Origin of the sequence: Ensifer sp. Root31 (assembly GCF_001424825.1) — a bacterium.
In the GTDB taxonomy this organism is placed as follows: Bacteria; Pseudomonadota; Alphaproteobacteria; order Rhizobiales; family Rhizobiaceae; genus Ensifer; species Ensifer canadensis.
On record NZ_LMCO01000066.1, the window covers coordinates 459,777 to 484,651 of the forward strand.

Genomic DNA, 24,875 nt, shown 5'->3' on the forward strand with positions numbered 1-24,875 from the left:
GCCTGCGCCACGAGGCACGTTTTCCCCGGCATTCGACTGCCGCAACGTCTGCGGCATGTCACATTCATTGACGCTATCTCGTCCTGTCTTCTCAAGTGCCCGAGATGAAGGAGACGAACATGACAGCGAAGCTCGATCCGCTTGTCGCAACCGCTGCGGCAATGCCATCATGGCTCCGCCTGCGCGCTGGCCATTGCTTGACCGCCTGCACCGCACGGCAGTGGGGGATGTGATGACCGAGATGACCGACGAAGACGTCAAAACGAGCTTCGACCCGCTGCGTCCGCGACTGATCCGCATTGCCTATCGGATGCTGGGTTCGGTCAGCGAGGCCGAGGACATCGTCCAGGAGGCATTCCTGCGCTGGCTGGACACCGACCGTGTGACCGTCAAGGAACCATCGGCGTTTCTGCGCCGGATCGTGACGCGCCTTTGCCTCGATCAGTTGAAGTCGGCACGACGGCGGCGCGAAACCTATCTCGGGCCGTGGCTGCCGGAACCGATCGTCGAGGAGAGCGACGACCTCGACGACATCACCCTGCCGCTGATGATGGCGCTGGAGCGTCTGTCGCCGCTCGAACGGGCTGCCTTCCTGCTGCACGATGTCTTCGGCGTCAGCTTCGATGAAATTGGCGAGACGATCGGCCGCAAGCCGGCGGCCTGCCGCCAGCTCGCCAGCCGCGCCCGCGTCAATATCCGCAATGCCCGACGCCGCTTTGCGATGCCACGGGAACAGGGCCTGGAAATCGCCTCCGCCTTCTTCGCGGCGTCGCGTGGCGGCGACATGCAGCAGCTTCGTTCGCTGCTTGCGACCGAGGCGATCGTCTATGCCGATGGTGGCGGTAAGACGGTGGCACCAAGACGGCCGATCGTCGGCCTAGACAAGGTGATGAAGCTGCACGCCTCGCTGGCGCTGATCTTTGCCCAGACGATGTCGCGGCTGGTGCGTTACGATTTCATCAATGGGCTGCCCGGTTTCATCACCATCGAAGACGGAGAGATCCTGCAGACCACTGCCCTTGAGATCGAGCAGGATCGGATCACCGCCATCTACGTCACCCGCAATCCGGAGAAGCTCAAACATCTCCCGGAAACACTGCGACATTTCGGTGGCCATGCCGTTCACTGAACGGCGGGTGGCCGCGCCCTAAAAATCGTTGGAGCCGACAGCTCCGTCAACCGACCCTGACCAACGCTTCAGCAAACCTGGCACGCGCCGACGGCGCGCGCCTTCGCTCGCGCGACAAATCCACCACCAAAACCAAAGGAGACCGAACCATGAGCAACATATGCATCGCCGTCATCTACCACAGCGGCTACGGACACACGGCACGGCAGGCTGACGCTGTCAAAACCGGTATCGAGCGGGTCGACGGCGCGCAGTGCCTGCTCTTGACCGTTGAAGACACACCGGCGCGCTGGAGCGATCTGCTCTCGGCCGAGGCGATCATCTTCGGCACGCCAACCTATGTCGGAGGCCCGTCGGCCGCGTTCAAGTCTTTTCAGGAAGCGAGTTCCAACGCTGTAATGGCCAAAGGCTATCTCTGGAAAGACAAGATCGCCGCCGGCTTCACCAATTCGGGAACCGCTTCCGGCGACAAGCTCGCGACGCTGATGCAGCTCGCACTCTTTGCTGCCCAGCACGGCATGCACTGGATCAACCTCGATCTGCCGCCTTCCAACCACTCGACCACCGGATCACCTGATGATCTCAACCGGTTGGGCTTTTGGCTGGGCGCCGGCGCCCAGTCGAATGTCGACCAGGGGGCCGATCTCGCGCCGCCGGCATCCGATCTCGCCACAGCACGGCATCTCGGCCAACGCGTCGCCGAGGCCACGTTGCAGTTCGTGCGTGGCAGAACGGTCGAGCGGGAGCCGGTCGTCCCCGCGTGGAGAACGGCAAACGAGCGATAGGATCGGCGTCAGAGAAAGCCGATCCAGCGCCCAGCCAGAAGTGCTGCCGGCCACACCGTCAGCGAGACGGCTGCGGATACGCGAAGACGCCATGAGACCGGGCCGCCATTTACGGCGGCCCGCCAGGCGCCGCCAAGATGCACAGTCATAGCATTGGCGGCGCCAACCCCGAGCAGACCGATCTTTGCGAGGAAGGCAGCATTCGCGGCATAAGCCGCCGGCCGAACGCTAAAGAGGCAGAAACCGGTCACGATCGCCAGACCCAGACCGACCGCGGCAGCGCGCGACAGAAACGGCCCGAGCCCTTCCAGCGAAGTGTTCCCGAAGAAACCGAGCAGTCGCAGGTCCAGAGGCACGATCGCGCCGATCAAAAGCGCGATCGCCAAGATATGGGCCGCGTTGACGACGAGATAGAGGATCGCGGATCGACGCATCGCTGACGCCAGCGGCCAGGCGGCAATCCAATCGAGCAGTTCCGCCGCGCTCATCCACCGGTCCGGATGCGGTCCGGATAGATGTCGAAGCTCTTGCCGGCAACGGTGACGCGGACTGCCTTCAGGCGCTTCTCGTTCGGATCGAGCGAGCGATTGCCCAGAACCACGATCTGATCGCCGACTTTGGCGACACCTTCGACGAAGCCGGACCGTTCCGTCTGTCTGGGATTGCCCAGTTCGACGCGCCAGAGCCCGTCCTTTTCAGTCTCGACCTGAAGCGTCGGATGTGGCGGCGCCATCGAGATTTCACGGATCGTGCCGGCAAGTTCGATCTGGTCCGCCTCTGCCCAGGACCAGCCGTGATGAGCGTAGGCGCCAGTGACCAGAAGCAACGTCACGATGCTTCCGGCGAGAACGCGGCCAGGAAAGGACCTCATCATCTCCCACTCCTCAATTTGCCTCGGAACCCGCAAGATTGAACCTGAAGCGACGGATGGGAAAGCATCTGCCGTTCAACATATCTTGAGCGGTCCGGCCTTGAGGCAAGCGCTACGTCGTCGTTGCTAGGCCCGCGCATCCGTGCTCGGCCGCCGACTTGCGGCTGCTTTTCGCAATCCGGAAGCCGAGCAGGAGAAGGCCTGAGTAGAGTTCTGACCGGCACCGTTGACCGATCGCCCGTTGAAGCGCGGACCGAAGGGGCCGCGCTTCTTCATGTAACGGCCGGGCCAAGGACGCGAAAGGAAGTATAAAGTCTAGTAAATTACTAGCTTATCTTGCGTTTTTCGCTGCTTTTCGATCTGAGAGGCAGATTTGCTCCAAACGCCCAGCATTAGAAACCGCTATTTCTGTCCCTCGCCACACCCGGCTGCGATATTCCTGACAAGTTGGAACAGGACGCAGCCATGACCACGTCACCCCTCGACGCCACCGCGAAAGCTCTGAACCAAGCGCTTGAAGTCCTGGATCTCGCAGGACGTCTCGCGCTCGTTGCCGGCCTTGAAGGCCGTGCCGTCTTTACCACGTCGCTCGGTATCGAAGATCAGGTGATCACGGCCGTCATCGGCGAGAACCAGCTGGCGGTCGATGTCGCCACGCTGCAGACCGGCCGCCTCTTCAACGAGACGGTGGCGCTGATCGACAAGACCGAAGAGACCTATGGCATCCTGATCAAGCGTTTTCATCCGGAAAAGGCAGACGTCGACGCCTATGCCGCGCAATATGGTGCCAACGGCTTTTATGACAGCGTCGAAGCCAGGCATGCCTGTTGTGACGCGCGCAAGCTGAAGCCGCTTGCACGCGCACTCGAAGGCGCCAGCTACTGGGTGACGGGGCTTCGCCGCGGCCAGTCCGGCAACCGGGCAGCGACACCCTTTGCCGAAGCGGATGCTGAGCGCGGCCTCATCAAGATCAATCCGCTCGCCGACTGGGACATCGAAACCATCCGCAGTTACGTCACTGCCAACGCCGTTCCTGTGAACCCGCTGCATGCCCGCGGTTATCCCTCGATCGGCTGCGAACCCTGCACCCGCGCCATCAAGCCGGGCGAGCCCGAACGGGCCGGCCGCTGGTGGTGGGAAAACGACGAGAAGCGCGAATGCGGGCTTCACGTCCCAGAGACCGCCAGTTCCATCATCCCGACTTCGAGCAGCGCCGCCTGAGGGCTGGCGCGCTCCTCCCAAGACAAAGATCCTCCCGGAGACTGAAATGCCTCTTACCCATCCGGAAACGGAACTGCACAATCCGCAGAGCACCAAGCCGCCGCTTGACCCGCATTTGAAGGCGCTCGAAAACGAAGCGATCCACATCTTCCGCGAAGTGGCCGCCGAGTTTGAACGCCCTGTCATGCTCTACTCGATCGGCAAGGATTCCTCGGTGCTGCTGCACCTGGCGCGCAAGGCCTTCTATCCCGGCCGCGTTCCCTTTCCGCTGCTGCACGTCAACACCGGCTGGAAGTTTGCCGAGATGATCACGTTTCGCGACGAGATCGTGAAGCGCTACGACCTCGACCTGATCGAGCACGTTAATCCGCGCGGCGCTCAGGAGAACGTCACGCCGTTCAGCCACGGTTCGGCGCTCTACACCGACATCATGAAGACCGAGGCGCTGCGCCAGGCGCTCGACGCCGGCCAGTATGACGCCGCTTTCGGCGGCGCGCGCCGCGACGAAGAGGCCTCGCGCGCCAAGGAGCGCATCTACTCCTTCCGCACCCCAGACCACCGCTGGGATCCACGCAACCAGCGTCCCGAGCTTTGGAACGTCTATAACGGCATGGTGCGCAAGGGCGAGAGCGTGCGCGCCTTCCCGCTGTCGAACTGGACCGAGGTCGACATCTGGCGCTACATCCAGGCCGAAGACATTCCGATCGTGCCGCTTTATTTCGCCAAGAAACGGCCGGTCGTCGAACGCGACGGCATGATGATCCTTGCCGAAGACCCGCGTCTCGAACTGCTGCCGGGTGAGGCCAAGCGCGAGGAAGTGATCCGCTTCCGTACGCTCGGATGCTTCCCGCTGACCGGCGCCATCCGCTCCGACGCCACGTCGCTCGACGACATCATCTCCGAACTTGAAACCGCGACCGTATCCGAACGCCAGGGCCGCGCCATCGACCGTGACCAATCCGGTTCGATGGAAAAGAAAAAACGCGAAGGATATTTCTGATGACCGCACCAGCAACCGCGAATGCCGTTCAGGAAGACGCAGCCGCTCACGTTCTGGCGTTTCCGGCGTCCGAATCGGTCCGCGCAACGCGCGACAGCCGCCCCCTTCGCCTCATCACCTGCGGCTCGGTCGACGACGGGAAATCGACGCTGATCGGTCGACTGCTTTGGGATACCAAGGCGGTCAAGGAAGATCAGGCGGCGACGCTGCGGCGTGATTCCAACGGCAAGCAGAACGATCTCGGCCTGCCGGACTTCGCGCTCCTGCTCGACGGCCTGCAGGCCGAGCGCGAACAGGGCATCACCATCGACGTCGCCTATCGGTATTTCTCCACCGACAAGCGCTCCTTCATCGTCGCCGACACACCCGGCCATGAGCAATATACCCGCAACATGGCAACCGGCGCGTCGACGGCCGACCTCGCGGTGTTGCTGGTCGACGCCCGCGTCGGCCTGCTCGAGCAGACTCGGCGGCACGCGACGATCGCGACCCTGATGGGCATCAAGCAGTTCGTTCTGGCGGTCAACAAGATCGACCTGACGGACTATGACCGCGCCCGGTTCGACCAGATCAGCCACGAGTTTCGTGAGCTGGCGCTATCGCTCGGCGTGCGCCAGGTCACGGCAATTCCGCTTTCGGCACTGAAGGGCGAGAACGTCGTTTACGACGGCCGCGCTTCGATGCCCTGGTACGATGGCCCGACACTGGTCGAAGTGCTTGAACTGGCGACGACACGCTCCTCCCAGACCGTCGGCTTCCGCCTGCCGGTGCAGCGCGTCTCGCGCCCGGGCGAAAGCTTCCGCGGCTACCAGGGAACGGTTGCCGGCGGCGCGGTCAAGCCCGGCGACAGCGTCGTGATCCTGCCCTCGGGCATGGTTGCCAACGTCACCAAGATCGTCACCTTCGACCTCGTGCGCAACGCTGCGGTCGCCGGCGATGCCATCACCCTGGTGCTCGACCGCCAGGTCGACGTTTCGCGCGGCGACATGATCGTCGCCATCGACAGCCAGCCGCTGACGGGCCTTGCCTTCGACGCCCAGATCGTTGCGCTGCAGCCTGATGGCATCCAGCCGGGCAAGCGCTACTGGCTGAAAAGCGGCAGCCGCCGCCAGCGTGTGCAGGTGCAGCCGGCAAGCCAGCTGGACCTGAAGACGGGCAAGTGGGAGCACGCAGACCAGTTGCCGATGAACGCCATCGGCAAGGTTCACCTTGCCTTCGACGAACAGGCGATCTTCGACCCTTATGAGCAGAATCGGACGACCGGCGCCTTCATCCTGATCGATCCCGACACCAACAACACGGTGGCCGGCGGCATGATCACGGCCAAGCGCTCGGCGCTCGGCGGCATCCATACGGAAGACGCCCGCGTGATCCTGTCGCTGCCCGCCGATCTCGCCGACCAGCTGATGGCAACCGAGCTGTTTGCGGGTCGTCGCGAGGATGCAGAAGTGCGTCGCGTCAGCGCTGGCCGCGCGAGCGAGATCATCGACACGATCGACGGCTGATCGCCACTCCCCCAAGATCAGAAAGGGCCCACGAGGGCCCTTTTTCCGTTTCTGCTGATCTATTTTTGATGCCTCGCCAGATTGCTCCTACCGCCTCTTCCCGAAACGACCTGCCGCACTACTTCCAAAGAACCGGGAAGGAGGAGCAGCCATGATGCTGGACCATGAACGGGAGGACGTGCCGCGCCGAAGCTTTCTTGGGCGGGCCGTGACGATCGAGGCCTTTGCGCGAAAGTACCGGTTGGACGCTGAGGAAACAAAACGGCTTCAGAGCCAGTTTGGTCCGACGGCCGGTGAGATCGAGTTATTGCAGGCCGCGCGGCGCAACGGAATGCCTGAGGAGTAGCGTTTCGCGCCGCGCCGGATTGCCTTTAAATTACGACCGCTGCTCGATGCTCGGAAGCACCATCGTCAGCGGCGCGGGATCTGTGTGCTGCCAAAGCTGGTATCCGACGACGCTGCCGAGGATGGCAGACCATATGGCGATCTCGCGGAATGTGAATATCGGTTCCTTCAACATCTGAGCCTCACTGGGAGAACGATTGTTGAAGATAATATCGCGCTTATTGTTCACCCTGATAAGACGCCATTCGATGAACAGGCCGTTTCCAATTGAACAATAACGTGACCCGACGTAGGCGGGTGCGGCGTTGGAGACTGCCCCTCACCCGCAGCTTCTGCCACCGCTAGAACGATCGGAAAATGGCCGCACGCGTGACGCCCAAGATGCGATCGTCCCAAAATGGGACACTTGTCGACATTGCTTCACCTTGATTGGCGGTCGCGAATTACTTGGGTTCAAATTCACCGGGGCATTTGTAATTTGGCGCGTCGATCATGATGATCGATAGGGCTGTTTCACCGTTTCCAAACGCCGTGGGACAGTCCGCCTGGCTATGCACCTTGCAGGCTTTGGCCGTGCAACAAGAAAGGGCCCTTGCGAGCCCTCTCCTGTCATTCGAAGCTGCTGCATGTTTCCTTAAATCCTATTCGATTTAACGATAAAAACATGCAGCCATTCAAAGTGCTACAGCGACCTTTGCGCGTCTAATAAGACGCGCGGCGCTGTAGTTCCCGATCAGCGTGTGATGACCACGGGCTCGACGTTTTCGTCTTCCGTGCGGCTTGCGAAGTAGTTGGCAAGCAGCGCGCCGGAAATGTTGTGCCAGACGCTGAAGATCGCGCTCGGCACGGCAGCCACGGGCGAGAAATAGGCATTGGCCAGAGCCGCGCCGAGACCGCTGTTCTGCATGCCGACCTCGATGGCGATCGCCTTGCGCTTGGCAAGTGACAGGCCGGCGGCCTTGGCGGCGAAGAAGCCGAGCAGATAGCCGAGGCCATTGTGCAGAACGACGACCGCGAAGATCAGCAGGCCGGAGCTGGCGATAGCGCCCTTGCTGGCGCCGACGACGGCGGCAACGATCAACACGATGCCCGCAACGCTGACCAGCGGCAATGCCGGCACCGCGGCCTTGACCGGGCCCGGCAGCAGCTTCTGCAAAAGAAAGCCCAACGCCAGCGGCACCAGCACGACCTTGACGATGCTCATGAACATCGCCATCGCATCAACCGGCAGATACTGGCTGGCAAAGGTCCAGACGAGAAACGGCGTGACGACCGGGGCCAGAAGCGTGGTGACGCTAGTGCAGGCCACCGACAGCGCGACATCGCCCTTCGAGAGGTATGTCATGACGTTGCTCGAGGTGCCGCCCGGGCAGCAGCCGACGAGAATGACACCGGCGGCCACTTCCGGCGACATCGGGATGATGGCCGTCAGCAACACGGCCAGCAAGGGCATGATCAGAAACTGTGAGATGACGCCGATGCCGACCTCGAACGGGCGCTTGGCGACTTCCTTGAAATCGTCGAGCGAAATGGTGAGGCCCATGCCGAACATGATAATGCCAAGCAGCGTAACGATATAGGGCGTGATCTGCTTGAAAATATCCGGGAAGACAAAGCCGAGAACGGCGAAGAGAATGACCCAGAGCGCGAATGTGCGCCCGACGAACGCGGAAAACGATGCGACAGCCTTCAAAATTTTACTCCTTGGCGTGATGAGGGCTGTCTAGGCGCCACAACCGGCGGCTTCAACACGCTTCGAACAAAAAACCGTCAGATATCGCAACTTTGTTTCTATCACGTCACGATAGCCGACATAAACCAGACGTCTATGGACATGGACCGCGTCATGCGGATATCAGGCATTGCCCACGCGGCGGCGCGCAGGATCTCAAGGAGACGAAGATGACCACGGATAAAAAACCGGAGACGACCGTGACCGTCGAGAAGCGCATGAACGGCAAATGGTGCTTCGTCGTCAAGTATCGCGGCGTCACCCATCCGGCTCAGGGCAACTTCTCCTCGATGCTGCAAGCGCAGGCAATCGGCCAATCCGTGCTGAAGGCTTTGGAAAAACAACGCTGAAGACGCGGGGGCCGTCGTGCCCCCCACCCAGCGGCACAGTTCGCTTCCAGCTTGTACTTGATCGCGCCACGGCAGCGAGCCCCGCATGGCTGTGCGGCCGTCATCCCGACTGGTGTTTGGCCGCACCGCGCAAACGAACGGCCAGCAGCCGCCTGCGACTACTCCGTCGCCGAGCGAACGATGTTGCAGAGACCGTCGCGCACGATGTCCTTGGAGGTCACCTGTCCGGCCTGGATGTCGAAGATGGCATCGACGCGCGTGCCGGCACCGCGCTTGCGAGCAACGACCCGCAGCGTCTGGATGCGTCCTGAACCGGTCGTTTCCTGGAATGCGTCGACAGTGCCGAGCGACTTGTTGACCTTGATGCCCGAGAACCCTTCGGCGGCAACGCCCTGGGCAAGCCGCTGCAAGGCCGTGTCGGGTTTCAGCTTGGAAAATTCCTGCCAGGTCTTGTAGCTGATGGCCGTCACCAGCGGCACACCGGATACCTTGAAGTTTTTCTCGCAGCTCTGCGCCTGCGCCAGTCCGTGGCTCGCCAGAACCAGCGCCGATGCGACTATTATCCGCCTAAACAACATTCCCTATCCTCTCGACAACGACAATGTAGTTGCCGAGACTACAACCCTTAGTTATCGACCAACAAGTCGAACATCCACCAATGCACCGTTATTCGACGAACGGCGCGTTCACGCCTGCGAAACGCGCACCAGAGGGAATCACGCGCCGCAATAGAACTTCGAGGAGATGTCGAACACGGAGGAGAATGGATAAGCGGCCAGCGCCAAATTAAGGCGGGCCAATCCGTATGCGGAGACGAACTTCACAAGCCCACGACTTGCGTTACCCTGAAGGCGCCCGCAATCGGTCCGCACTCAAAAACGGGCCGAACAGAAAACGAATTAAGGGATTGATTTAGCTGGTCGGAGTGAGAGGATTCGAACCTCCGACCCCCACGTCCCGAACGTGGTGCGCTACCAGACTGCGCTACACTCCGTGACCAGCGGCGCCTCTATAGAACAGGCATTTGGATTGCACAAGCGCCTATTTCGAAAAACCTTCTCGGTCTCGCCAAAAAAGCCGGTACAGTGGAAAACCCCGGCCGAAACCGCGTTCCGCCTCTTGTCCGACACACCCGTCAGGCACACCAGCAATCGACCAGGACAGAAGGCGATTGCTCGTGCTTGAGGCCGCCCCTTGACGGGGATGGCCCGTGTCGATTGTCTGCTGTGTCCGCTTTTTTGCCCGCCATTGCCAAGGAGTGCTGCCGTGTCGCCCATCATCCGTCCCGTGTCGCTTGCCGCAATGATCCTTGCCGGTCTCTTGGCTGGCCCGGCTGGTGCCGATATTGCCGGACCCTGGGGCTTTGAAGTGGATCTTTCCTTCTCGCAGGCCGCCGCGAGCAAACTTCAGGCGCTGAAGGAAGGGGTCGTGATCGCGGCCTATTATTCCGGCGAGCCGGCGGCGGGCGCAGAAGAGCATGCTGATCAGATCGGCATGATCGATCTCGGCGAGGACAGGACCGAGCGCGATGGCGAACCGGCCGTGGTGGCGATCCCCGGCAAGGGCGACATCGAGACGCGGCTGCATTGGGTCAAGGACGGCGAACCTCTCGTCAACATCAACGTCCATTCCGCCCGTCGCAGCGGCCCGGACAACCTGCTCGATTGCGATGTCTATGACGGTCCGCTGAAGGCGATCGCCGGGAGCGCCACCAAGATCGGCTGCAAGCTGATCGGGGAGTAGACCCACAGGAGCCGCCCCTGACCGACACAGCGGAGCGGACAATGCCTGCGCACCGACGAAACTCTAGCGCTTTCGCGTCTCGGCGAAGACCGCGCCCACCAGAAGCCCTCCCGCGGAGCGATTCGCATCGAAATGGAGCAACGGTTTCCCATGCCCGCAGCGGCGGGCGAAGGGACCAGAAACGACTGCAACCGATCACGTTGCGGTGAGGTTTCCGGGGCCAGATAGGGACTTTCTGCAACGCTTCGCATTTTCCTTAGATAGAATGCAGACAGCGGATTTTCTTTGCCGGCTTTTGGCGCTAGAGGCTCAGCGGAAAGCGCGCAAACTCAGGGGATTGGGGCGCGCGCGCCACGCCTACTTCCGAACGAGAGCCAAAGGGACGAAAACATGAACTTCCGCATGATGACGGTGGCAGGCCTCGCGCTTGTGCTCGCAGGCTGCACCACGACGACGGCGATTTCCAGAAACGCAGTTGAATCGCGTTGGCTCGGTCAGCCGGCCGGCGGCTTCTTCGCCCAGTATGGTCCTCCGCTCTCCGACGTCGAAAGCGGCAGTTCCACCGTCTACAACTGGAAGGGCGGCTATAAGACCCGCAAGACCCCGGCCCAGTACGAAACCGGCAAGGACGGCAAGCGCGGCAAGCGTATCTCCTCGGCCCGCACGGAATATCTGAGCTGCTCGGTGCAGCTGACCGTCTCTTCGGACTATGTCATCCGCTCGATCCGCCTGGTCGGTGACCACAAGCGCGCCGACGGCCCGAGCTGGTGCGAAGAATTCCTCGGCGGCGCCAAGGCGGAAAAGCCGGCTGCACCGGCAAGCTGATAACCGGCGCATCAAGGGGCAGACATTTGAAACCCGCCAGCGTCAGTTGGCGGGTTTTCTGCTTCCTTGGAATAGTCCGCCGAAGCCAGCCGCCCTCGGTTATTGCTTCAGGCAGCCGGACTGGCTGCATTTGCCGGCTGAGCAACCTCTGCCGGCCCAGCGGTCAGCGGCATATCCGCAGCCACGACCCGGTCGCGCCCCTCGCGCTTGGCGCGATAAAGCCTTGCATCGGCGCGCGCGCTGAACGCCTGGAAACGTTCACTGCCATCGCGTTGCGCCAGACCGAAACTCGCGGTCACGCTTTCTGTCGCGCCAAGAACAGGAAAACGGTGAATTGCCAGCCGCTCGCGAATACACTCGGCAACCGCCATCGCCGCATCCACGTCCATCCCAGGTAGGAGGATTGCGAACTCCTCGCCGCCAATCCGCGCGACAAGATCTGCTTCACGCACGCTGTCGCGCAATACGCCCGCAAACGTCGCCAGCACTCTGTCACCGGCCGCATGTCCATGGGCGTCGTTGATCGCCTTGAAATGATCGATATCGCAGAGGATCAGGCTGAGCGGTGCACCCGCATTGCGAAACAGCCTTGCCACTCGCTCCTCCAGCCCCCGACGATTGAGGACACCCGTCAGCGGGTCGACATCGCGCTCGCGCCTGAGATCGTCCATGACATCCGTCAGCGCCGCCGCAAGCAGCGCGAAGGCAAGCGCTGTACCCGCCGCCGCGATCAGCAACTGCATCATGTTCCAGAAGAGCGACGCGCCGAAAGCCTCGATGCTGGCGGTCGCGTCAGTGCCAAATGTCAGCCAGGTGCGCGGGAAGAAGTGGATCGCAACGACAGCCACAACCCAGAACAGGACGCGGTCTACAAGGCGACCATGTCGCAGAGCCCGAATGCGCCAGGCGGCGGCCGCAAGGATCAACCCATACCCAAAAGCCTGCACGTAGATCCGCACCAGAAGGTTCGGCCTGATATAGTAGAAGTACCAAAGCAGAGCGGTTATCACACCGATTGCCCCGAGTGCCGCCTTCCAGCCCATGCCGCGACCTGAACGACGCAGGATGGCCTCCGCGGCAGCAAGCACCGCAAGCGTATAGAGCAGGCCAGTCGGGATGGTATTGGCGCCGATATCGAGGGGCAGCAGCATGATCTGCATAAACGCCGCTGTCGCAAACAATAGGCAGGCGGCAGTCAGAAGCAGCAGATAGTGCCGCTTCTTCTCAATCGACCACGCCCATCCAAAGGCAAGGCCGAATAGCACGAACAGTCCCGGCCATGCCGAAGCGATCGCCGATGCCGCCAGAGGTCCATTCATTTTCCGGCTGTTTCCTCCCTGGCAACCAACGCCTCTCACGCGACGTGAAGACGTGCATCCAGACGTTGCGTGCATGAATGCGGCAGACAGATGGAGGAAAGATGAAAGACGCCCCTAGAATTTTAAGGAGACTCGAGGACCGGGCATACACGGCAACGCGACAGCCATCGTCAAGCGCGACGCCGAACTTGGCATCCGGGACGTTGAGAGGACAGAACGCTTGAAAGAAAAATGTGGCTGGGGCGCCTGGATTCGAACCAGGGGATGGCGGTACCAAAAACCGCTGCCTTACCGCTTGGCTACGCCCCAACGAAATTGGCGAGAAATAGTTTCGCCAAATCGAGCGCCTGATTAGCAAAGCTCGTGCCGCGTCACAATGATTAAGTTTGTGGTTCGAGCGGTTTTGTTGGGCTTTGTTCGCCAGCATACACTTCGCCCTCGGCGAAACGCCAGTGCCCGATGCCGCACCGCCCTTCCCTTCCCGACCGTCACCTCCTATTCTCCGGCGCGAATGGAGACCCCAATGAGCCAGTTTCGCGCCCGTCCGCCCGCCGTGCCCAGCATTCTTGTCGATGACGCGGTCGTGCGCATTACTAGGTGGGACTTCGAACCCGGTGCCGATACCGGCCATCATGTCCACGGTCTCGGTTATGTCGTCGTGCCGATGACCGATTGCCGGTTCCTGCTGGAGGAGGAAGGCGGCAGCCGCCGGGTGGATATCGCCAAGGGAGCGGCCTACCGGCGCGAGGCCGGCATGGCGCACAACGTCGTCAATGCCGGCAGCGAACCGATGTCCTTCATCGAGATCGAATACAAGTGAAGGCCAGGAAACGACGCATGCAGGGCCCCGACTTCGATCTCGACTTCAAGCCGGCACATGGCGAGGCCGTGACCGTTGCCGACGGCGTGCAGCGCATCACCGTCAACAATCCCGGCCCTTTCACCTTTCACGGCACCAACAGCTATATCGTCGGTAATCGCTCGGTGGCGGTGATCGATCCGGGCCCGGAGGACGAAGCGCATTTTCAGGCGTTGATGTCGGCGCTTAGGGGCCGCGAGGTGACCCACATCGCCGTCAGCCACACCCACCGCGACCACTCGCCGCTGGCGCGGCGACTGAAGGCCGCGACGGGCGCGGCAATCGTCGGCGAAGGGCCTCACCGTGCCGCCAGACCTTTGCATGAAGGCGAGATCAACCCCTTCGCCGAGAGTTCCGATATGGACTTCTCGCCCGACATCATCCTTGCCGATGGCGGACGGATCGAAGGCGACGGCTGGGCGCTGACGGGGCTCGCCACCCCCGGCCACACCGCCAACCACATGGCATTTGCGCTCGACGGCACCGGCACGGTCTTTTCCGCAGACCACGTCATGGCCTGGGCGACGACGATCGTCGCACCGCCGGATGGCGCCATGGCAGACTACATGGCCTCGCTGGAAAAGCTGCTGATGCGTGACGACCGGCTCTATCTGCCCGGCCACGGCGGGCCTGTCATCGAGCCGGCTTCATTCCTCAGGGGCCTGCGCGCCCACCGGCGCATGCGTGAGCGCGCCGTGCTTGAGCGCGTCCGCGCCGGCGACGGCAAGATCCCCGACATGGTCAAGGTGATCTATGCCTCCACCGACACACGACTGCATGGCGCAGCAGCCCTCTCCGTGCTGGCGCATCTTGAAGACCTGGTCGAACAGGGACGTGTTGAGACCGATGGACCGCCGTCCCTTTTCGGCGACTATCGCCTGGCGCCGGGAGGGGCTGGCTGAGGATGCGGCGGCAAGCGCACAGCTACCGCGAGGACCCGTCGGTGCCGCGCTTTCCCGACGATCGGCCGGTGATCGTCTTTGACGGCGAATGCATCTTCTGCTCGGGCTGGGTGCGCTTCATGCTGCGCCATGACCGGCAAGCGCGCTATCGTTACCTGACGGCGCAATCGCCGCTCGGCCAGGCGCTCTACCGGCACTATGGCCTCGATACAGAGAACTATGAAAGCAACATCCTGATCGAGAACGGTATTGCGCGCTTCAAATCGGACGGATCGATTCGCACGCTTGCAGGATTGGGCCTGCCATGGTCGCTGGTGAATATCTGCCGCATTTTGCCTGCTGCCCTTCGCGATCCGCTCTACGATCTCGTTGCAAGGAACCGCTACCGCATCGCCGGGCGCCGCCAGACCTGCATGGTTCCGACCGCCGACGAGCGCGGGCGTTTCATCGCGTGAAGGACGCAGCGGAAAGTGGCATGGTCCGTCAGCAAAGCCTCTACCGACGAGTTCTCGGCGCTGAATGGGATCGCTTGCCCACGGCGATCCGCACTCTGCATGAGACGTCGGATGGGCAAGCCATTTTCAGGGGGCGTGCGACCATCGAGCGTGGCAAGGGGTCATGGGGCCGCCTCACCGCCTCTGTCTTCGGCTTTCCCGTGGCCGGCGAGAATGTGCCGGTCGAGATCCGTTTCGAGTGCGCCAATGGTCGCGAGATCTGGACGCGGCGGTTTGGAGAGAAGGTTTTGCGCAGCTCCCAGCAAAAAGCCGAGAACCGGAAGGAACGATTGCTTGCCGAGGGTTTCGGGCCGTTCCGGATCCTGTGCGCCTTGGAGCCTGTGGGAAACCGCCTGCATCTCAGGGTTCGCGGCTGGTCCTTCCTCGGCCTCCCGCTTCCAGCGTTGCTGGCGCCAGGTGGCCGGACGTTCGAGGAAGATCGCGATGGCCTGTTCCACTTCCACGTCGAGGTCGAAAGCCCATTGACCGGCTTGATTGTGCGCTATCGCGGCTGGCTCAAGGCGGACGACGAGGCACCATCGCCGATCGCAAACGTGCGAGACCAAAAGCTGCCTCATGGATCTGGTGGCCACGACGCCCTCATGCAGGACTGAAGCGTCTGCCGGTATTCTGCGGATCAATCGCCGGCGATGCCGAGCAGCTCCGCATCGAGCGCCCGCAGGAACTGGTCGGCGAAGGCGGCGCCGATGCCGAGGTCGTGCTGGCCGTAGCGAGACGCGACGCGCAGGTCGACGAACGTCGTTTCCGCTTCTTCGCGCAGGCGGATCAGCACATCGAAACGAAAGCCGGCAATCAGCGTCCGCCATTCTCCCTGAAGCACGACGTCACTGGAACGCCGCCCTGGAAGGGCGCCCTCCAAAGCCAGCTCCGGTCGGGATTCCGGCACGGGTATGTTCTCCGGCTCGGCGGCGGCGTCCGCCCCGGCATTCGGCCGCACCGCCAGATCCTCGAGATCGGCGCGGGCGTTTTCGACGCCGAGTTCCTGCGTGACGCCGACGCGCGTTTTCTCGACGACATTGCGCACACCTTGGAAAACGCGGTCGAGCGCACCGTCGTATCGTCGTCCGGTCAGGCCGGGATAGGCGATAATCTGCGCTTCGCGGTCCTCGGGCGTCACAGCCGGATTGCGCTTCAGCCAGCTTTCCTCCGTCTGCGGCACCTTCAGCCAAGGCGGCGGCGTCACTGTGTCGGTGCTGACATCATAGATCGCCGGCCGGGTCAGGTACTGCGCGATGCCGAAACCGATGAAACCGAGCGTGGGCGCCGCATAGACAAGGGCCGAGGCGGAGGCGATGCCACCGATCGCGGCCACCTGCCAAAGCCGCGCGAGCCCGACTACGGCAAGCAGGACGCCGAGCAGTGCAAAAGCACCGGAGAGCCCGACCAATCCAAGGAAATGCGGCGTCGTCAACGGGCCGAACCGGTGCGCCAGCAGGGACAGCGCGAAGATCGCAAAGGCTATGCGGGCAAAGCGGCGCGCCCAGTGGGCGGCATAGGAATAGGGGCGCTCGTACCGGACCATCATATAACGGAATCAATCCCCTGCATCGAAACAGACCAGCATTCTTAGACCATGGCCGGGGCCGTGAAAACAGGCAATAGGATGCGGCTGGAGACCTGGGCCGCGCGCCTGCAGCCACTTGCCGCAAAATCGCCATTCTCGTTAACCACCTATCAGAAACTGGAAATATGCCCGTACGCCGGCAAAAGTCGTCGCGAATCGTCAATCGGGGGGCAAGGGCCGACGCTGGGAACGCATCCGGCACGGCAAGATGGAGAGACATCATGGTCGCATCGCAAGCAGCCGTGGCAACAGCCACCCACGCAGCACCGCCTCCGCCGGCTGACGCCCGCATTCCCATGGCGCTGCTGGAGCTGGAGCTTTCGCTCGACGGTTTCTCCGGAAGCAAGGACGATTTCACCGCCTTCATCCGCACGGTTGCCGACAACGTCGGCGGCGAGTTTCTCTTTGCCTTGCCCGCTTCCGGCCTGGTCGACGATTGCCTGAGCATCGCGGTCCTTCGGCTCGGCGGGACCGAGGGCGACGCGTCGCCAATCCTGTTTGTCTGCCTCGAAGAAGAGGGCTCGACGATCCGGCTCGAGCACCCCGGCGAGAACACCCAGGATCTGAAAAGCTTTGCCGAATCCTTTGTTGGCGTGCTTGAGCGCATGTGACCATCCGGACTTGCCGAAAACGGATTGACGGTCGCCCAACGGCTGCCCCATCATGTCTTCATGCGATCGAATCGTGAATGCAAAATCCGTGTTGTGCGTTTCTGCCCTTGGCTTGTAGCTGCGCCGAAGCCTCGGCCCTCGATTGCACGATCCACCCTACCGATCTTTACAGCCATACCCGAAAAAATCAGGGTGGACACGACGGCCCGCCATGCGGCAGAGCTCTGTCCTGCAGGCGGCGGTAAAGACCTGAGCGACCGGTGTACCCAACAGCCTTCTGACAAAAGCTGAGGTTCGGGCACAAGCAAAGCCGGTCTTTCGCCGAGCCGATCTGCATCCGCTCAGGAGGCATGAATACGATGAAGACCAAACTGCTGACCCTTGCCGCCATCGGGCTCTTGCTTGCGGCCTGCCAGACGATGACGCCGGAAGAGCGGCGCGCCGCCGACGGCAACACCTGCGCCTCCTACGGCTTTCGGCGCGGCACCGATGCATTCGCCACCTGCCTGCAACGCATCGAGCTCGACCGCCGCGCCGAGCGGCGCAGCTACCGCTATGACAATGATGTGATGATGTGGGGTTGGAACCGGCCGGTCGTCATTGCACGCCCGGTTATCGTGCAGTCTAAGTAGCTCTGAAACGAGATGCCTACAGCGCCGCGCGTCTTGATAGACGCGCAAAGGTCGCTGTAGCACTTTGAATTACTGCATGTTTTTGTCCTTAAATCGAATAGGATTTAAGGAAACATGCAGTCGCCCCGGGCACCCTTGACCGGGGCGTTGAGGTTATGGCCGGTATCGATGCCGCCTCACGCCTTGCCGTTGATCGCCGCCTGTGCGGCGGCGAGCCGGGCTATCGGCACGCGGAAGGGCGAACAGGAGACATAGTCGAGGCCCGCTTCTTCGCAAAAGCGGATCGAGGCCGGATCGCCGCCATGTTCGCCGCAGATGCCGAGCTTGAGGCCGTTCTTGGTCCGGCGTCCGCGCTCCGTGGCGATCTGGATCAGTTCGCCGACACCGTCGAAATCGAGCGAGACGAAGGGATCCTGCTCGATGATGCCCTTCTGCTGATAGGTCGCCAGGAACTGCGAGGCGTCGTCGCGTGAAATGCCGAATGTCGTCTGGGTCAAGTCGTTGGTGCCAAACGAGAAGAAGTCGGCGGCTTCCGCAATCACATGGGCGCGAAGTGCCGCGCGCGGCAGCTCGATCATGGTGCCGACGAGATAGTCGATGTCGATGCCGGCTTCGCCGATCACCGCCTTTGCCACCGCATCGATGCGCTCCTTGACGTAGTCGAGTTCGGCGCGCAGGCCGACGAGCGGCACCATGATCTCAGGCACGACGGCAGCGCCGGTTTCGCGCGCGGCTTCGACCGCCGCCTCGAAGATGGCGCGAGCCTGCATCTCGGCGATCTCCGGATAGGAGATGGCCAGACGGCAGCCACGATGGCCGAGCATCGGGTTGAACTCGTGCAGCTGGTCGACGCGCTGACGCAGGGCTGACGGATCCAGTGACAAAACACCGGCAACATCAGCGATTTCCTCATCCGTCTTCGGCAGAAATTCGTGCAGCGGCGGGTCGAGCAGACGGATTGTCACCGGCAGCCCGTGCATGATGGAAAAGAGTTCGACGAAGTCCGAACGCTGCATCGGCAGCAGCTTGGCGAGCGCCAGCCGCCGCCCGGCTTCGTCTTCCGCCAGGATCATCTCGCGCATGACATTGATGCGGCCATCCTCGAAGAACATGTGCTCGGTACGGCAAAGGCCGATGCCCTCGGCACCAAAAGAGCGGGCGGCGCGCGCGTCGGCCGGCGTTTCGGCGTTTGTGCGCACGGTCATGCGGCGGCTGGCGTCCGCCCAGGCCATGATCTTTCCAAAATCGCCCGAAAGCTCCGGCTGGAGCATGGCGATCGCGCCCTTCAGCACTTGGCCGGACGAGCCGTCGATGGTGATGATGTCGCCCTTCTTCAGCGTCACGCTCGGCGTGATCAGCAATTCGTTGCGCAGATCGACGCGGATGCCGCCCGCACCGGAAACGCAAGGGGTGCCCATGCCGCGCGCAACCACCGCGGCGTGACTGGTCATGCCGCCGCGCGTGGTCAGAATGCCTTCGGCGGCGTGCATGCCGTGAATGTCTTCCGGACTGGTTTCGATGCGCACGAGGATGACCTTGCGGCCTTCCTTGTCGGCCTGGACGGCCTCTTCCGAGGTGAAGACCATTTCGCCGGTTGCAGCCCCCGGCGAAGCCGGAAGGCCGGAGCCGATGATATCGCGGCGCGCGTGCGGATCGATCGTCGGATGCAGCAACTGATCGAGCGAAGCCGGATCGATGCGGGCGACCGCTTCGTTCTTCGAGATCAGCCCCTCGTCCGCCATGTCGACGGCGATCTTCAGGGCGGCCTTGGCCGTCCGCTTGCCGGAGCGCGTCTGCAGCATCCAGAGCGTGCCGCGCTCGATGGTGAATTCGAGGTCCTGCATGTCGCGATAATGCCGCTCGAGCTTGTCGCAGATCGTGCGGAACTCGGCAAAGGCCTCCGGCATCAGCTTTTCAAGCGATGGCTTGTCGGAGCCGGACGCAATGCGGGCCGCCTCGGTGATGTTTTGCGGCGTGCGGATGCCGGCAACCACGTCTTCGCCCTGGGCATTGACGAGGAACTCGCCGTAAAGCTCGTTCTCTCCGGTCGAGGGGTTGCGGGTAAACGCAACGCCGGTCGCCGACGAATTGCCGAGATTGCCGAAAACCATCGCCTGGACGTTGACCGCGGTGCCCCAGGCCGCCGGGATGCTGTGCAGATGGCGGTAGGTGATGGCGCGCGGGTTCATCCAGCTGGAGAACACGGCGCCGATGGCGCCCCAGAGCTGGATTTCCGGATCCTGCGGAAACGGCTCGCCGAGCGTTTCCTCGATCGCGTCCTTGTAGCGTGTGATGACATGTTGCCATTCGACCGCGGAAAGTTCGGTATCCTGCTCGTGGCCGAGGCGGGCCTTCTCGTCTTCAAGGATCTCCTCGAAGATATCGTGGTCGACGCCCATGACGACGTCGCCATACATCTGTATGAAGCGGCGGTAGCTGTCCCAGGCAAACCGCGCATCGCCGGCGTCGTGACCGAGCGCATGCACGGACTGATCGTTGAGGCCGAGATTGAGGACAGTGTCCATCATCCCCGGCATCGAGGCGCGGGCGCCGGAACGCACGGAAAGCAGCAGCGGACGGTTGGTGTCGCCAAAAACCCGGCCGGTGACTTCCTCCATCCGGCGAATGCCTTCGCGGACCTGGTCGTGCAGGCCCTCGGGTATTTCGCGGCTATTGTCGAAATAGCTGTTGCAGGCATCGGTGATGATGGTCAGCCCCGGCGGCACCGGCAGGCCCAGACTGCACATTTCCGCAAGGTTTGCACCCTTGCCGCCCAGCCTGTCACGATCACCCGCACGCCCTTCGGCCTTGCCCCCACCGAAGGTGTAAACCCATTTCATCATGCCTGCTCTCCACCCAAAAACAGTCTTTTATGACGATTTACAGTATATGCTTCAGCCTGGAAATGCACCCGCCGAAGATTTATGCTGCATTGCATCATTTTTCCGACTGTCGAACGCACTGCGGCGGACTTCGAGGCTCAGCGGATCGTCGCGCGCACCATCTCCCCCTTGATGCAAATCAGAGGCCTGGCGCCGGGGATCGCCGTTCGCGAACTGTCGACCCAGGAGGCCGTCGCCATCACCCGATAATCAATGAAACTTGCCGCATCGAATCCGAGGTGAATGTCGAGTGCCTTGCCGGAGATCTCCACGGTCTCGGACTGCGAGGTCTTCTCATAGATCAGCCGCGCCCGCAGGGCGTCGACATCGAGCCTCACCTGTCCGACGTGCCCCTCGATCGAAACATCAGCTGCCTTGCCCTTGAGCGCCACACTCGAAAACTCCCCCTCAAGCGCGGCTTGGAACGCCGGTTGCTCCACAGAGATTGACGCTCCCTTTTTCAGGTTGGCGCGAAATGCGGTCCTGCACTCCTCCAATTCCGGCCAGGAGGGCGCTGCCACAACGATGTAAAGGGTCGAACCTTCGACGCGCATACGGGTCTCCGATACGCAATCGCTGTAGAACCAGCTGGAATAGAAGGGGGCAAACCAGCCGGACCGCCTGCTCTCGACCGAGGCGCTGAAGGGCAAAGTCTCATCGCTGGTGAGTTCGATTGCGCTTGCGTCGCCGGTGGCGACGATCGCCGTGACGCCGGTGATATCGATGTCCCTCGCCGATGTCTCGGCATTGCTCGCCAGGGCGAGGAGAAGGATGGGGGCGAGAACCATTGCTGGCGGTCCGATCAACATTTGACGCTCCATTCGTGCGGTCTGGCACCATCGCCGGACCGGAATAGCTCGCCTGAAATCGAACGCAGTCGCGACCTTGATCGCGTTTCGGGTCGACCCTGAACGCAATCAAGGGCATCATCCTGCCATCCGCCCACCTCCCTCCCGAAGAATTCTTCCGCTCATGCTGTTTGTACCGCTCCCCTTCGTCGTTTCCCTGCTGCTGATGATCGTGATTGTCCGGATGTTTTGGCAGCGCGGCGAGGCCATGACCTTCGAGCAACGCCTGTTCCTGCTGCTCGTGTGCGCTTATGCACTGCAATCCGTGCTGATCGGCATCCGATGGGGCTACGAAATCCGTACCATCCTCTTGGCACAGGCGATGCTTGCGACGTTCAACGCGGCGCTGGCATGGGTTTGCTTCAGCAGCCTTGCGAGCGATGGTCCGCCACGCCTGGGGCAAATCGCCTGGCACCTCCTGCCCCCGCTCATCGTCGGGGTCATGATGTTTGCCTGGCGCGATGCGGTCGGCACGGCGATCACCCTGTTCTTTCTCGGCTACGGGTTTGCCTTGCTCTGGCTTGCGCGGCGGGGCCCGAACGCACTGGTCGCCTCGCGGCTCGACGGCGTGCTTCGCTCATACCGATCGCTCAAGTTCACCGGGTGGGCGCTGATCGCCTCAGCGCTTAGCGACGTCGCCATCGGCTTCGACCAGCTGCGCAATGGAGGTGCCTATTCCGGCGCGATCGTTGCGGCAGGCAACGTACTCGCCCTGCTCATTCTCGGCACCGCCGCCTCGATCGCCAGCTTCGACACATCGACAGACAGCGGACGGGGGGACGCAGCGCCTTTGCCGCAAGAGCGCACTGCGACTGAAGAAGATGCCGAGATCGTGCGAAGCATCGACGACCTGATGCGCAGGAAAGCGCTCTACAAGGATCTCGAGCTCAACCTCTCGCGGATCGCCCGCAAGCTCGGCGTGCCGGCCCGGCGGATTTCCAATGCCATCAACCGGATCCACGGCATCAGCGTCTCGCAATATGTCAACAACTACCGGGTGGAGGAAGCCTGCCGGCTGCTTTCGGCGACCGACGAGGCAATCACGCAGATCGCCTTCGAGGCCGGCTTCCTGACGAAATCGAACTTCAACCGCGAGTTCCTGCGCGTCACCGGCCAGAGCCCTTCTTCGTGGCGCGAAGAGCAGCGCGTGCCCGAATTTCGCGAAGCGGCATAGAGCCTACTGCACGTTTCCTTAAATCGTATTCGATTCAAAACATGCAGCAATCCAAGGTGCTGCAGCGACCTTTGCGCGTCTAACAAGACGCGCGGCGCTGTAGTTTACCGCGTGGCGCTGACGCAATCGGCCCAGGACTGCACATTGCAGCATCCATCATAAATATCTAATATTACGAAGCGATGAGGGGCACATCGGCGAATATCCCGTCATGGCGATCCGTTTCAGTCCTGTGGGCTTGGAGGCAGGTCATGAAATGTCGTGCGAAACTGCGCTTTTCGATGCTGTCATTTCTGCTTTTGTTGTTTGCTGCGAGCCCAGTGTTCGGCGACAATGGCGGCAAGCGGCTGGCTCTGATCGTTGGCATGAGTAACTACGCGATCGCCGGAAGCTTGCCGAACGCGACCCGCGACGCCGAAGCCTTCAGCGGCTTCCTGCAGAGCAAAGGCTTTGAAGCGGACCTCGTGCTGAATGCAGACCGCAAGAGCTTTGCCGAGGCGCTCTCGCGCTTCGCCCGCAAGATCGGGCCGCAGGATATTGCACTGTTCTATTTTGCCGGCCACGGCATGCAGCTCCATGGCGAGAATTTTCTGATCGGCACGGATGCCAGGCTCGAAAGCGAGTTCGACGTGCCGGCGGAAACCGTGGCGCTGTCCGAGATCATCAATGCACTCGAAAAACGCGCCCGGATATCCCTGGTGTTCCTCGACGCCTGTCGCAACAATCCGCTCGCCAACAAACTGAATGTCGACGTCGATGGCGCCACGCGTGGCGGCGCCACCCGCGGACTTGCACCGATCGAAACGCAAGGTGCCGGTACACTGGTCGCCTTTGCGGCCGCCCCGGGACAGGTCGCTGCCGACGGCACCGACGGGCATTCACCCTTTACCCGCGCCCTGATCGCCAACCTCTCCGGCCCCGGGCTTGAGGTTGGCACCGCCTTCAAGCGCGTGGTTCGCGATGTGCGCAAGGACACGGGCGGCAAACAATCACCGCAGATCCTTTCGTCCCTGTCGCTGGAATTCTACTTCGGGCCGGAAACACCGACGGCGGCATCGACGCAGACGGCCCCCTCGACTGCCGTCGATCCGGCAGAGCTTGAAGCCGAAGCCGATTTCAAAAAGGCGCTTCGTGTCGGTACGCCGCGCATCTGGCGCTTCTTCGTCGCCAAGCATCGCACAGGCGAATATGCCGAACTTGGTAGGCAGGCATTGGCGCAGATCGACCCGGCGACAGCGCGGGGTCAAAATTCAACGCCGCAGACGATCGAGAGCCGGTTGCTTCCGAGCAAGGAAGCGCGGAGGAGCGTGCAGCTGGCGCTCGCGGCGACGGGGCTTGAGATCGGCACGGCCGACGGCGTCTTCGGCGAGCAGACCCGCACTGCCATCCGGCAGTACCAAAGCCGGAACCAGCAGCCGAGCAACGGCTTTATCAGCGAACGCACCGCCAAGGCACTTGGCATCGCCGTTTCGCAGGATATCGACGGCGTCTACAGCGCCACCAAGGCCCGCGAATACAAGATCGATGATTTGAGAGGGCTGGAGACCGACGGGCGGGTTCTGAGGGCAGTTGAATGCCTACCTCGCTACGACACTGTCTATGGTGCCTTCCAGGGGCATCTTTACGTCGTCGTGCGATACCTCTATGTCCCTGCCTCAGTCGCACAATATTGGGCCAAGAGTTGCGGCGCACATCTCGCTACAATCACTTCGGACGCAGAGAACGAGTTCGTCGCCTCACTCTTCAACAGCGACGAGAACTTCTTCAACACCGGATACGATCCGAATGGCGGCGTCAGCTACAAGATGGGTCCGTGGATCGGTCTCGTTCAAGCGTCCCAGGGCAGAGAGCCGCGCGGCGGATGGGGCTGGGACGACGGCGAGCCGCTGACGTACTCGAAATGGTTTGCCAACATGCCGAACGAGCACAAGAAGGGCGACGATGTTGGCATGTATTATGCTCACCGCGAAGGCAGAGCCGATCTTAAATCGCTGCGGGTAACGACTTGGGACGACATGGGTCCGCAAGACGCGACCGGGAGCTTCCTGCTTGAGTTCGAGTAG

26 protein-coding genes and 2 tRNA genes are annotated in these 24,875 nt (G+C 62.1%); 17 read left to right on the forward strand and 11 right to left on the reverse strand.

The genetic code is table 11. From position 1 onward, the window contains the following. Nucleotides 1-232 precede the first annotated feature (232 nt). Together ASD00_RS36495 and ASD00_RS36500 are read left to right on the forward strand one after the other, a co-directional pair. On the forward strand, nt 233-1,129 hold the full coding sequence (locus tag ASD00_RS36495; RefSeq protein ID WP_025426229.1) for a sigma-70 family RNA polymerase sigma factor: 897 nt from the start codon (nt 233-235) through the stop codon (nt 1,127-1,129). A 149-nt stretch (nt 1,130-1,278) separates the two neighbouring features. After that, nucleotides 1,279-1,914, forward strand: coding sequence for a flavodoxin family protein (locus ASD00_RS36500; protein ID WP_025426228.1), 636 nt, complete (start codon nt 1,279-1,281; stop codon nt 1,912-1,914). Between the two features lie 8 nt (nt 1,915-1,922). Here the strand turns inward: ASD00_RS36500 and ASD00_RS36505 are convergent, their stop codons facing one another. After that, nucleotides 1,923-2,402 (reverse strand): hypothetical protein, encoded by a 480-nt coding sequence (locus ASD00_RS36505; protein WP_025426227.1) that lies wholly within the window; start codon nt 2,400-2,402, stop codon nt 1,923-1,925. Next, the gene (locus ASD00_RS36510) at nt 2,399-2,788 is read right to left on the reverse strand and encodes a DUF6152 family protein (RefSeq protein WP_025426226.1); all 390 of its coding nucleotides are present in this window, start codon (nt 2,786-2,788) and stop codon (nt 2,399-2,401) included. Before ASD00_RS36510 ends, ASD00_RS36505 begins: the two co-directional genes overlap by 4 nt. A 462-nt stretch (nt 2,789-3,250) precedes the next feature. Between ASD00_RS36510 and ASD00_RS36515 the strand changes: the two genes are divergently transcribed. From ASD00_RS36515 to ASD00_RS36530, 4 genes are all read left to right on the forward strand, one after another. After that, entirely contained in the window at nt 3,251-4,006 is a 756-nt protein-coding gene (locus ASD00_RS36515) for a phosphoadenylyl-sulfate reductase (protein WP_025426225.1), read from the forward strand. Between the two features lie 46 nt (nt 4,007-4,052). Next, complete coding sequence (gene cysD / locus ASD00_RS36520; RefSeq protein ID WP_057211498.1) at nt 4,053-5,006, forward strand: sulfate adenylyltransferase subunit CysD; 954 nt, start codon at nt 4,053-4,055, stop codon at nt 5,004-5,006. Then, nucleotides 5,006-6,511, forward strand: a complete 1,506-nt coding sequence (gene cysN / locus ASD00_RS36525; RefSeq protein WP_025426223.1) for a sulfate adenylyltransferase subunit CysN — start codon at nt 5,006-5,008, stop codon at nt 6,509-6,511. The genes cysD and cysN overlap by 1 nt, the downstream gene beginning before the upstream one ends. Before the next feature lie 151 nt (nt 6,512-6,662). Beyond that, on the forward strand, nt 6,663-6,857 hold the full coding sequence (locus ASD00_RS36530; protein ID WP_107026871.1) for a hypothetical protein: 195 nt from the start codon (nt 6,663-6,665) through the stop codon (nt 6,855-6,857). 30 nt (nt 6,858-6,887) lie between these two features. Here the strand turns inward: ASD00_RS36530 and ASD00_RS41100 are convergent, their stop codons facing one another. Further along, nucleotides 6,888-7,031 carry a hypothetical protein gene (locus tag ASD00_RS41100; RefSeq protein ID WP_164474926.1) on the reverse strand — a complete coding sequence of 48 codons (144 nt, stop codon included), beginning with the start codon at nt 7,029-7,031 and terminating at the stop codon, nt 6,888-6,890. A 558-nt stretch (nt 7,032-7,589) separates the two neighbouring features. Continuing rightward, the gene (locus ASD00_RS36535; protein ID WP_057211500.1) at nt 7,590-8,549 is read right to left on the reverse strand and encodes a bile acid:sodium symporter family protein; all 960 of its coding nucleotides are present in this window, start codon (nt 8,547-8,549) and stop codon (nt 7,590-7,592) included. A 209-nt stretch (nt 8,550-8,758) separates the two neighbouring features. Between ASD00_RS36535 and ASD00_RS36540 the strand changes: the two genes are divergently transcribed. Beyond that, nucleotides 8,759-8,938: a hypothetical protein gene (locus tag ASD00_RS36540; RefSeq protein ID WP_025426220.1), complete on the forward strand. Its 180-nt coding sequence runs from the start codon at nt 8,759-8,761 to the stop codon at nt 8,936-8,938. A 158-nt stretch (nt 8,939-9,096) separates the two neighbouring features. Here ASD00_RS36540 and ASD00_RS36545 read toward each other — a convergent pair whose 3' ends face one another. Both ASD00_RS36545 and ASD00_RS36550 read right to left on the reverse strand, forming a co-directional pair. After that, entirely contained in the window at nt 9,097-9,516 is a 420-nt protein-coding gene (locus ASD00_RS36545; protein ID WP_057211502.1) for a hypothetical protein, read from the reverse strand. Between the two features lie 339 nt (nt 9,517-9,855). Further along, a tRNA-Pro gene (locus ASD00_RS36550) sits at nt 9,856-9,932 on the reverse strand. Nucleotides 9,933-10,204: 272 nt separating this feature from the next. Here ASD00_RS36550 and ASD00_RS36555 point away from each other — a divergent pair. Together ASD00_RS36555 and ASD00_RS36560 are read left to right on the forward strand one after the other, a co-directional pair. Beyond that, nucleotides 10,205-10,681: a hypothetical protein gene (locus tag ASD00_RS36555; protein WP_025426218.1), complete on the forward strand. Its 477-nt coding sequence runs from the start codon at nt 10,205-10,207 to the stop codon at nt 10,679-10,681. A gap of 390 nt (nt 10,682-11,071) precedes the next feature. Next, complete coding sequence (locus tag ASD00_RS36560; protein WP_025426217.1) at nt 11,072-11,506, forward strand: hypothetical protein; 435 nt, start codon at nt 11,072-11,074, stop codon at nt 11,504-11,506. A 107-nt stretch (nt 11,507-11,613) separates the two neighbouring features. Here ASD00_RS36560 and ASD00_RS36565 read toward each other — a convergent pair whose 3' ends face one another. Both ASD00_RS36565 and ASD00_RS36570 read right to left on the reverse strand, forming a co-directional pair. Further along, the gene (locus ASD00_RS36565; RefSeq protein ID WP_025426216.1) at nt 11,614-12,825 is read right to left on the reverse strand and encodes a GGDEF domain-containing protein; all 1,212 of its coding nucleotides are present in this window, start codon (nt 12,823-12,825) and stop codon (nt 11,614-11,616) included. A 234-nt stretch (nt 12,826-13,059) separates the two neighbouring features. Beyond that, nucleotides 13,060-13,134, reverse strand: a tRNA-Gln gene (locus tag ASD00_RS36570). Nucleotides 13,135-13,348: 214 nt separating this feature from the next. Here ASD00_RS36570 and ASD00_RS36575 point away from each other — a divergent pair. Genes ASD00_RS36575 through ASD00_RS36590 form a run of 4 tightly spaced genes read left to right on the forward strand, consistent with a single transcriptional unit; the run spans nt 13,349 to nt 15,694 of the window. After that, entirely contained in the window at nt 13,349-13,645 is a 297-nt protein-coding gene (locus tag ASD00_RS36575) for a cupin domain-containing protein (RefSeq protein WP_025426215.1), read from the forward strand. Nucleotides 13,646-13,662: 17 nt separating this feature from the next. Next, the gene (locus ASD00_RS36580; protein WP_025426214.1) at nt 13,663-14,586 is read left to right on the forward strand and encodes an MBL fold metallo-hydrolase; all 924 of its coding nucleotides are present in this window, start codon (nt 13,663-13,665) and stop codon (nt 14,584-14,586) included. A 2-nt stretch (nt 14,587-14,588) separates the two neighbouring features. Beyond that, nucleotides 14,589-15,041, forward strand: a complete 453-nt coding sequence (locus ASD00_RS36585; protein WP_025426213.1) for a thiol-disulfide oxidoreductase DCC family protein — start codon at nt 14,589-14,591, stop codon at nt 15,039-15,041. 20 nt (nt 15,042-15,061) lie between these two features. Next, nucleotides 15,062-15,694 (forward strand): DUF4166 domain-containing protein, encoded by a 633-nt coding sequence (locus ASD00_RS36590; protein ID WP_057211504.1) that lies wholly within the window; start codon nt 15,062-15,064, stop codon nt 15,692-15,694. 23 nt (nt 15,695-15,717) lie between these two features. On the opposite strand, the gene ASD00_RS36595 is transcribed toward ASD00_RS36590, so the two are convergent. Further along, on the reverse strand, nt 15,718-16,626 hold the full coding sequence (locus ASD00_RS36595; RefSeq protein WP_025426211.1) for a DUF1499 domain-containing protein: 909 nt from the start codon (nt 16,624-16,626) through the stop codon (nt 15,718-15,720). Nucleotides 16,627-16,886: 260 nt separating this feature from the next. Here ASD00_RS36595 and ASD00_RS36600 point away from each other — a divergent pair, with 260 nt between their 5' ends. After that, entirely contained in the window at nt 16,887-17,276 is a 390-nt protein-coding gene (locus ASD00_RS36600) for a hypothetical protein (RefSeq protein WP_025426210.1), read from the forward strand. A 350-nt stretch (nt 17,277-17,626) separates the two neighbouring features. Continuing rightward, nucleotides 17,627-17,908: a hypothetical protein gene (locus tag ASD00_RS36605; RefSeq protein ID WP_025426209.1), complete on the forward strand. Its 282-nt coding sequence runs from the start codon at nt 17,627-17,629 to the stop codon at nt 17,906-17,908. A 176-nt stretch (nt 17,909-18,084) separates the two neighbouring features. Here ASD00_RS36605 and ppdK read toward each other — a convergent pair whose 3' ends face one another. After that, nucleotides 18,085-20,751, reverse strand: a complete 2,667-nt coding sequence (gene ppdK, locus ASD00_RS36610; protein ID WP_025426208.1) for a pyruvate, phosphate dikinase — start codon at nt 20,749-20,751, stop codon at nt 18,085-18,087. A gap of 137 nt (nt 20,752-20,888) precedes the next feature. Beyond that, the gene (locus ASD00_RS36615; protein WP_025426207.1) at nt 20,889-21,599 is read right to left on the reverse strand and encodes a hypothetical protein; all 711 of its coding nucleotides are present in this window, start codon (nt 21,597-21,599) and stop codon (nt 20,889-20,891) included. Nucleotides 21,600-21,762: 163 nt separating this feature from the next. Here ASD00_RS36615 and ASD00_RS36620 point away from each other — a divergent pair, with 163 nt between their 5' ends. Beyond that, a complete protein-coding gene (locus tag ASD00_RS36620; protein ID WP_025426206.1) occupies nt 21,763-22,812 on the forward strand; it encodes an AraC family transcriptional regulator in 1,050 nt (349 codons plus the stop codon). A 251-nt stretch (nt 22,813-23,063) separates the two neighbouring features. Next, complete coding sequence (locus ASD00_RS36625; RefSeq protein WP_025426205.1) at nt 23,064-24,875, forward strand: caspase family protein; 1,812 nt, start codon at nt 23,064-23,066, stop codon at nt 24,873-24,875.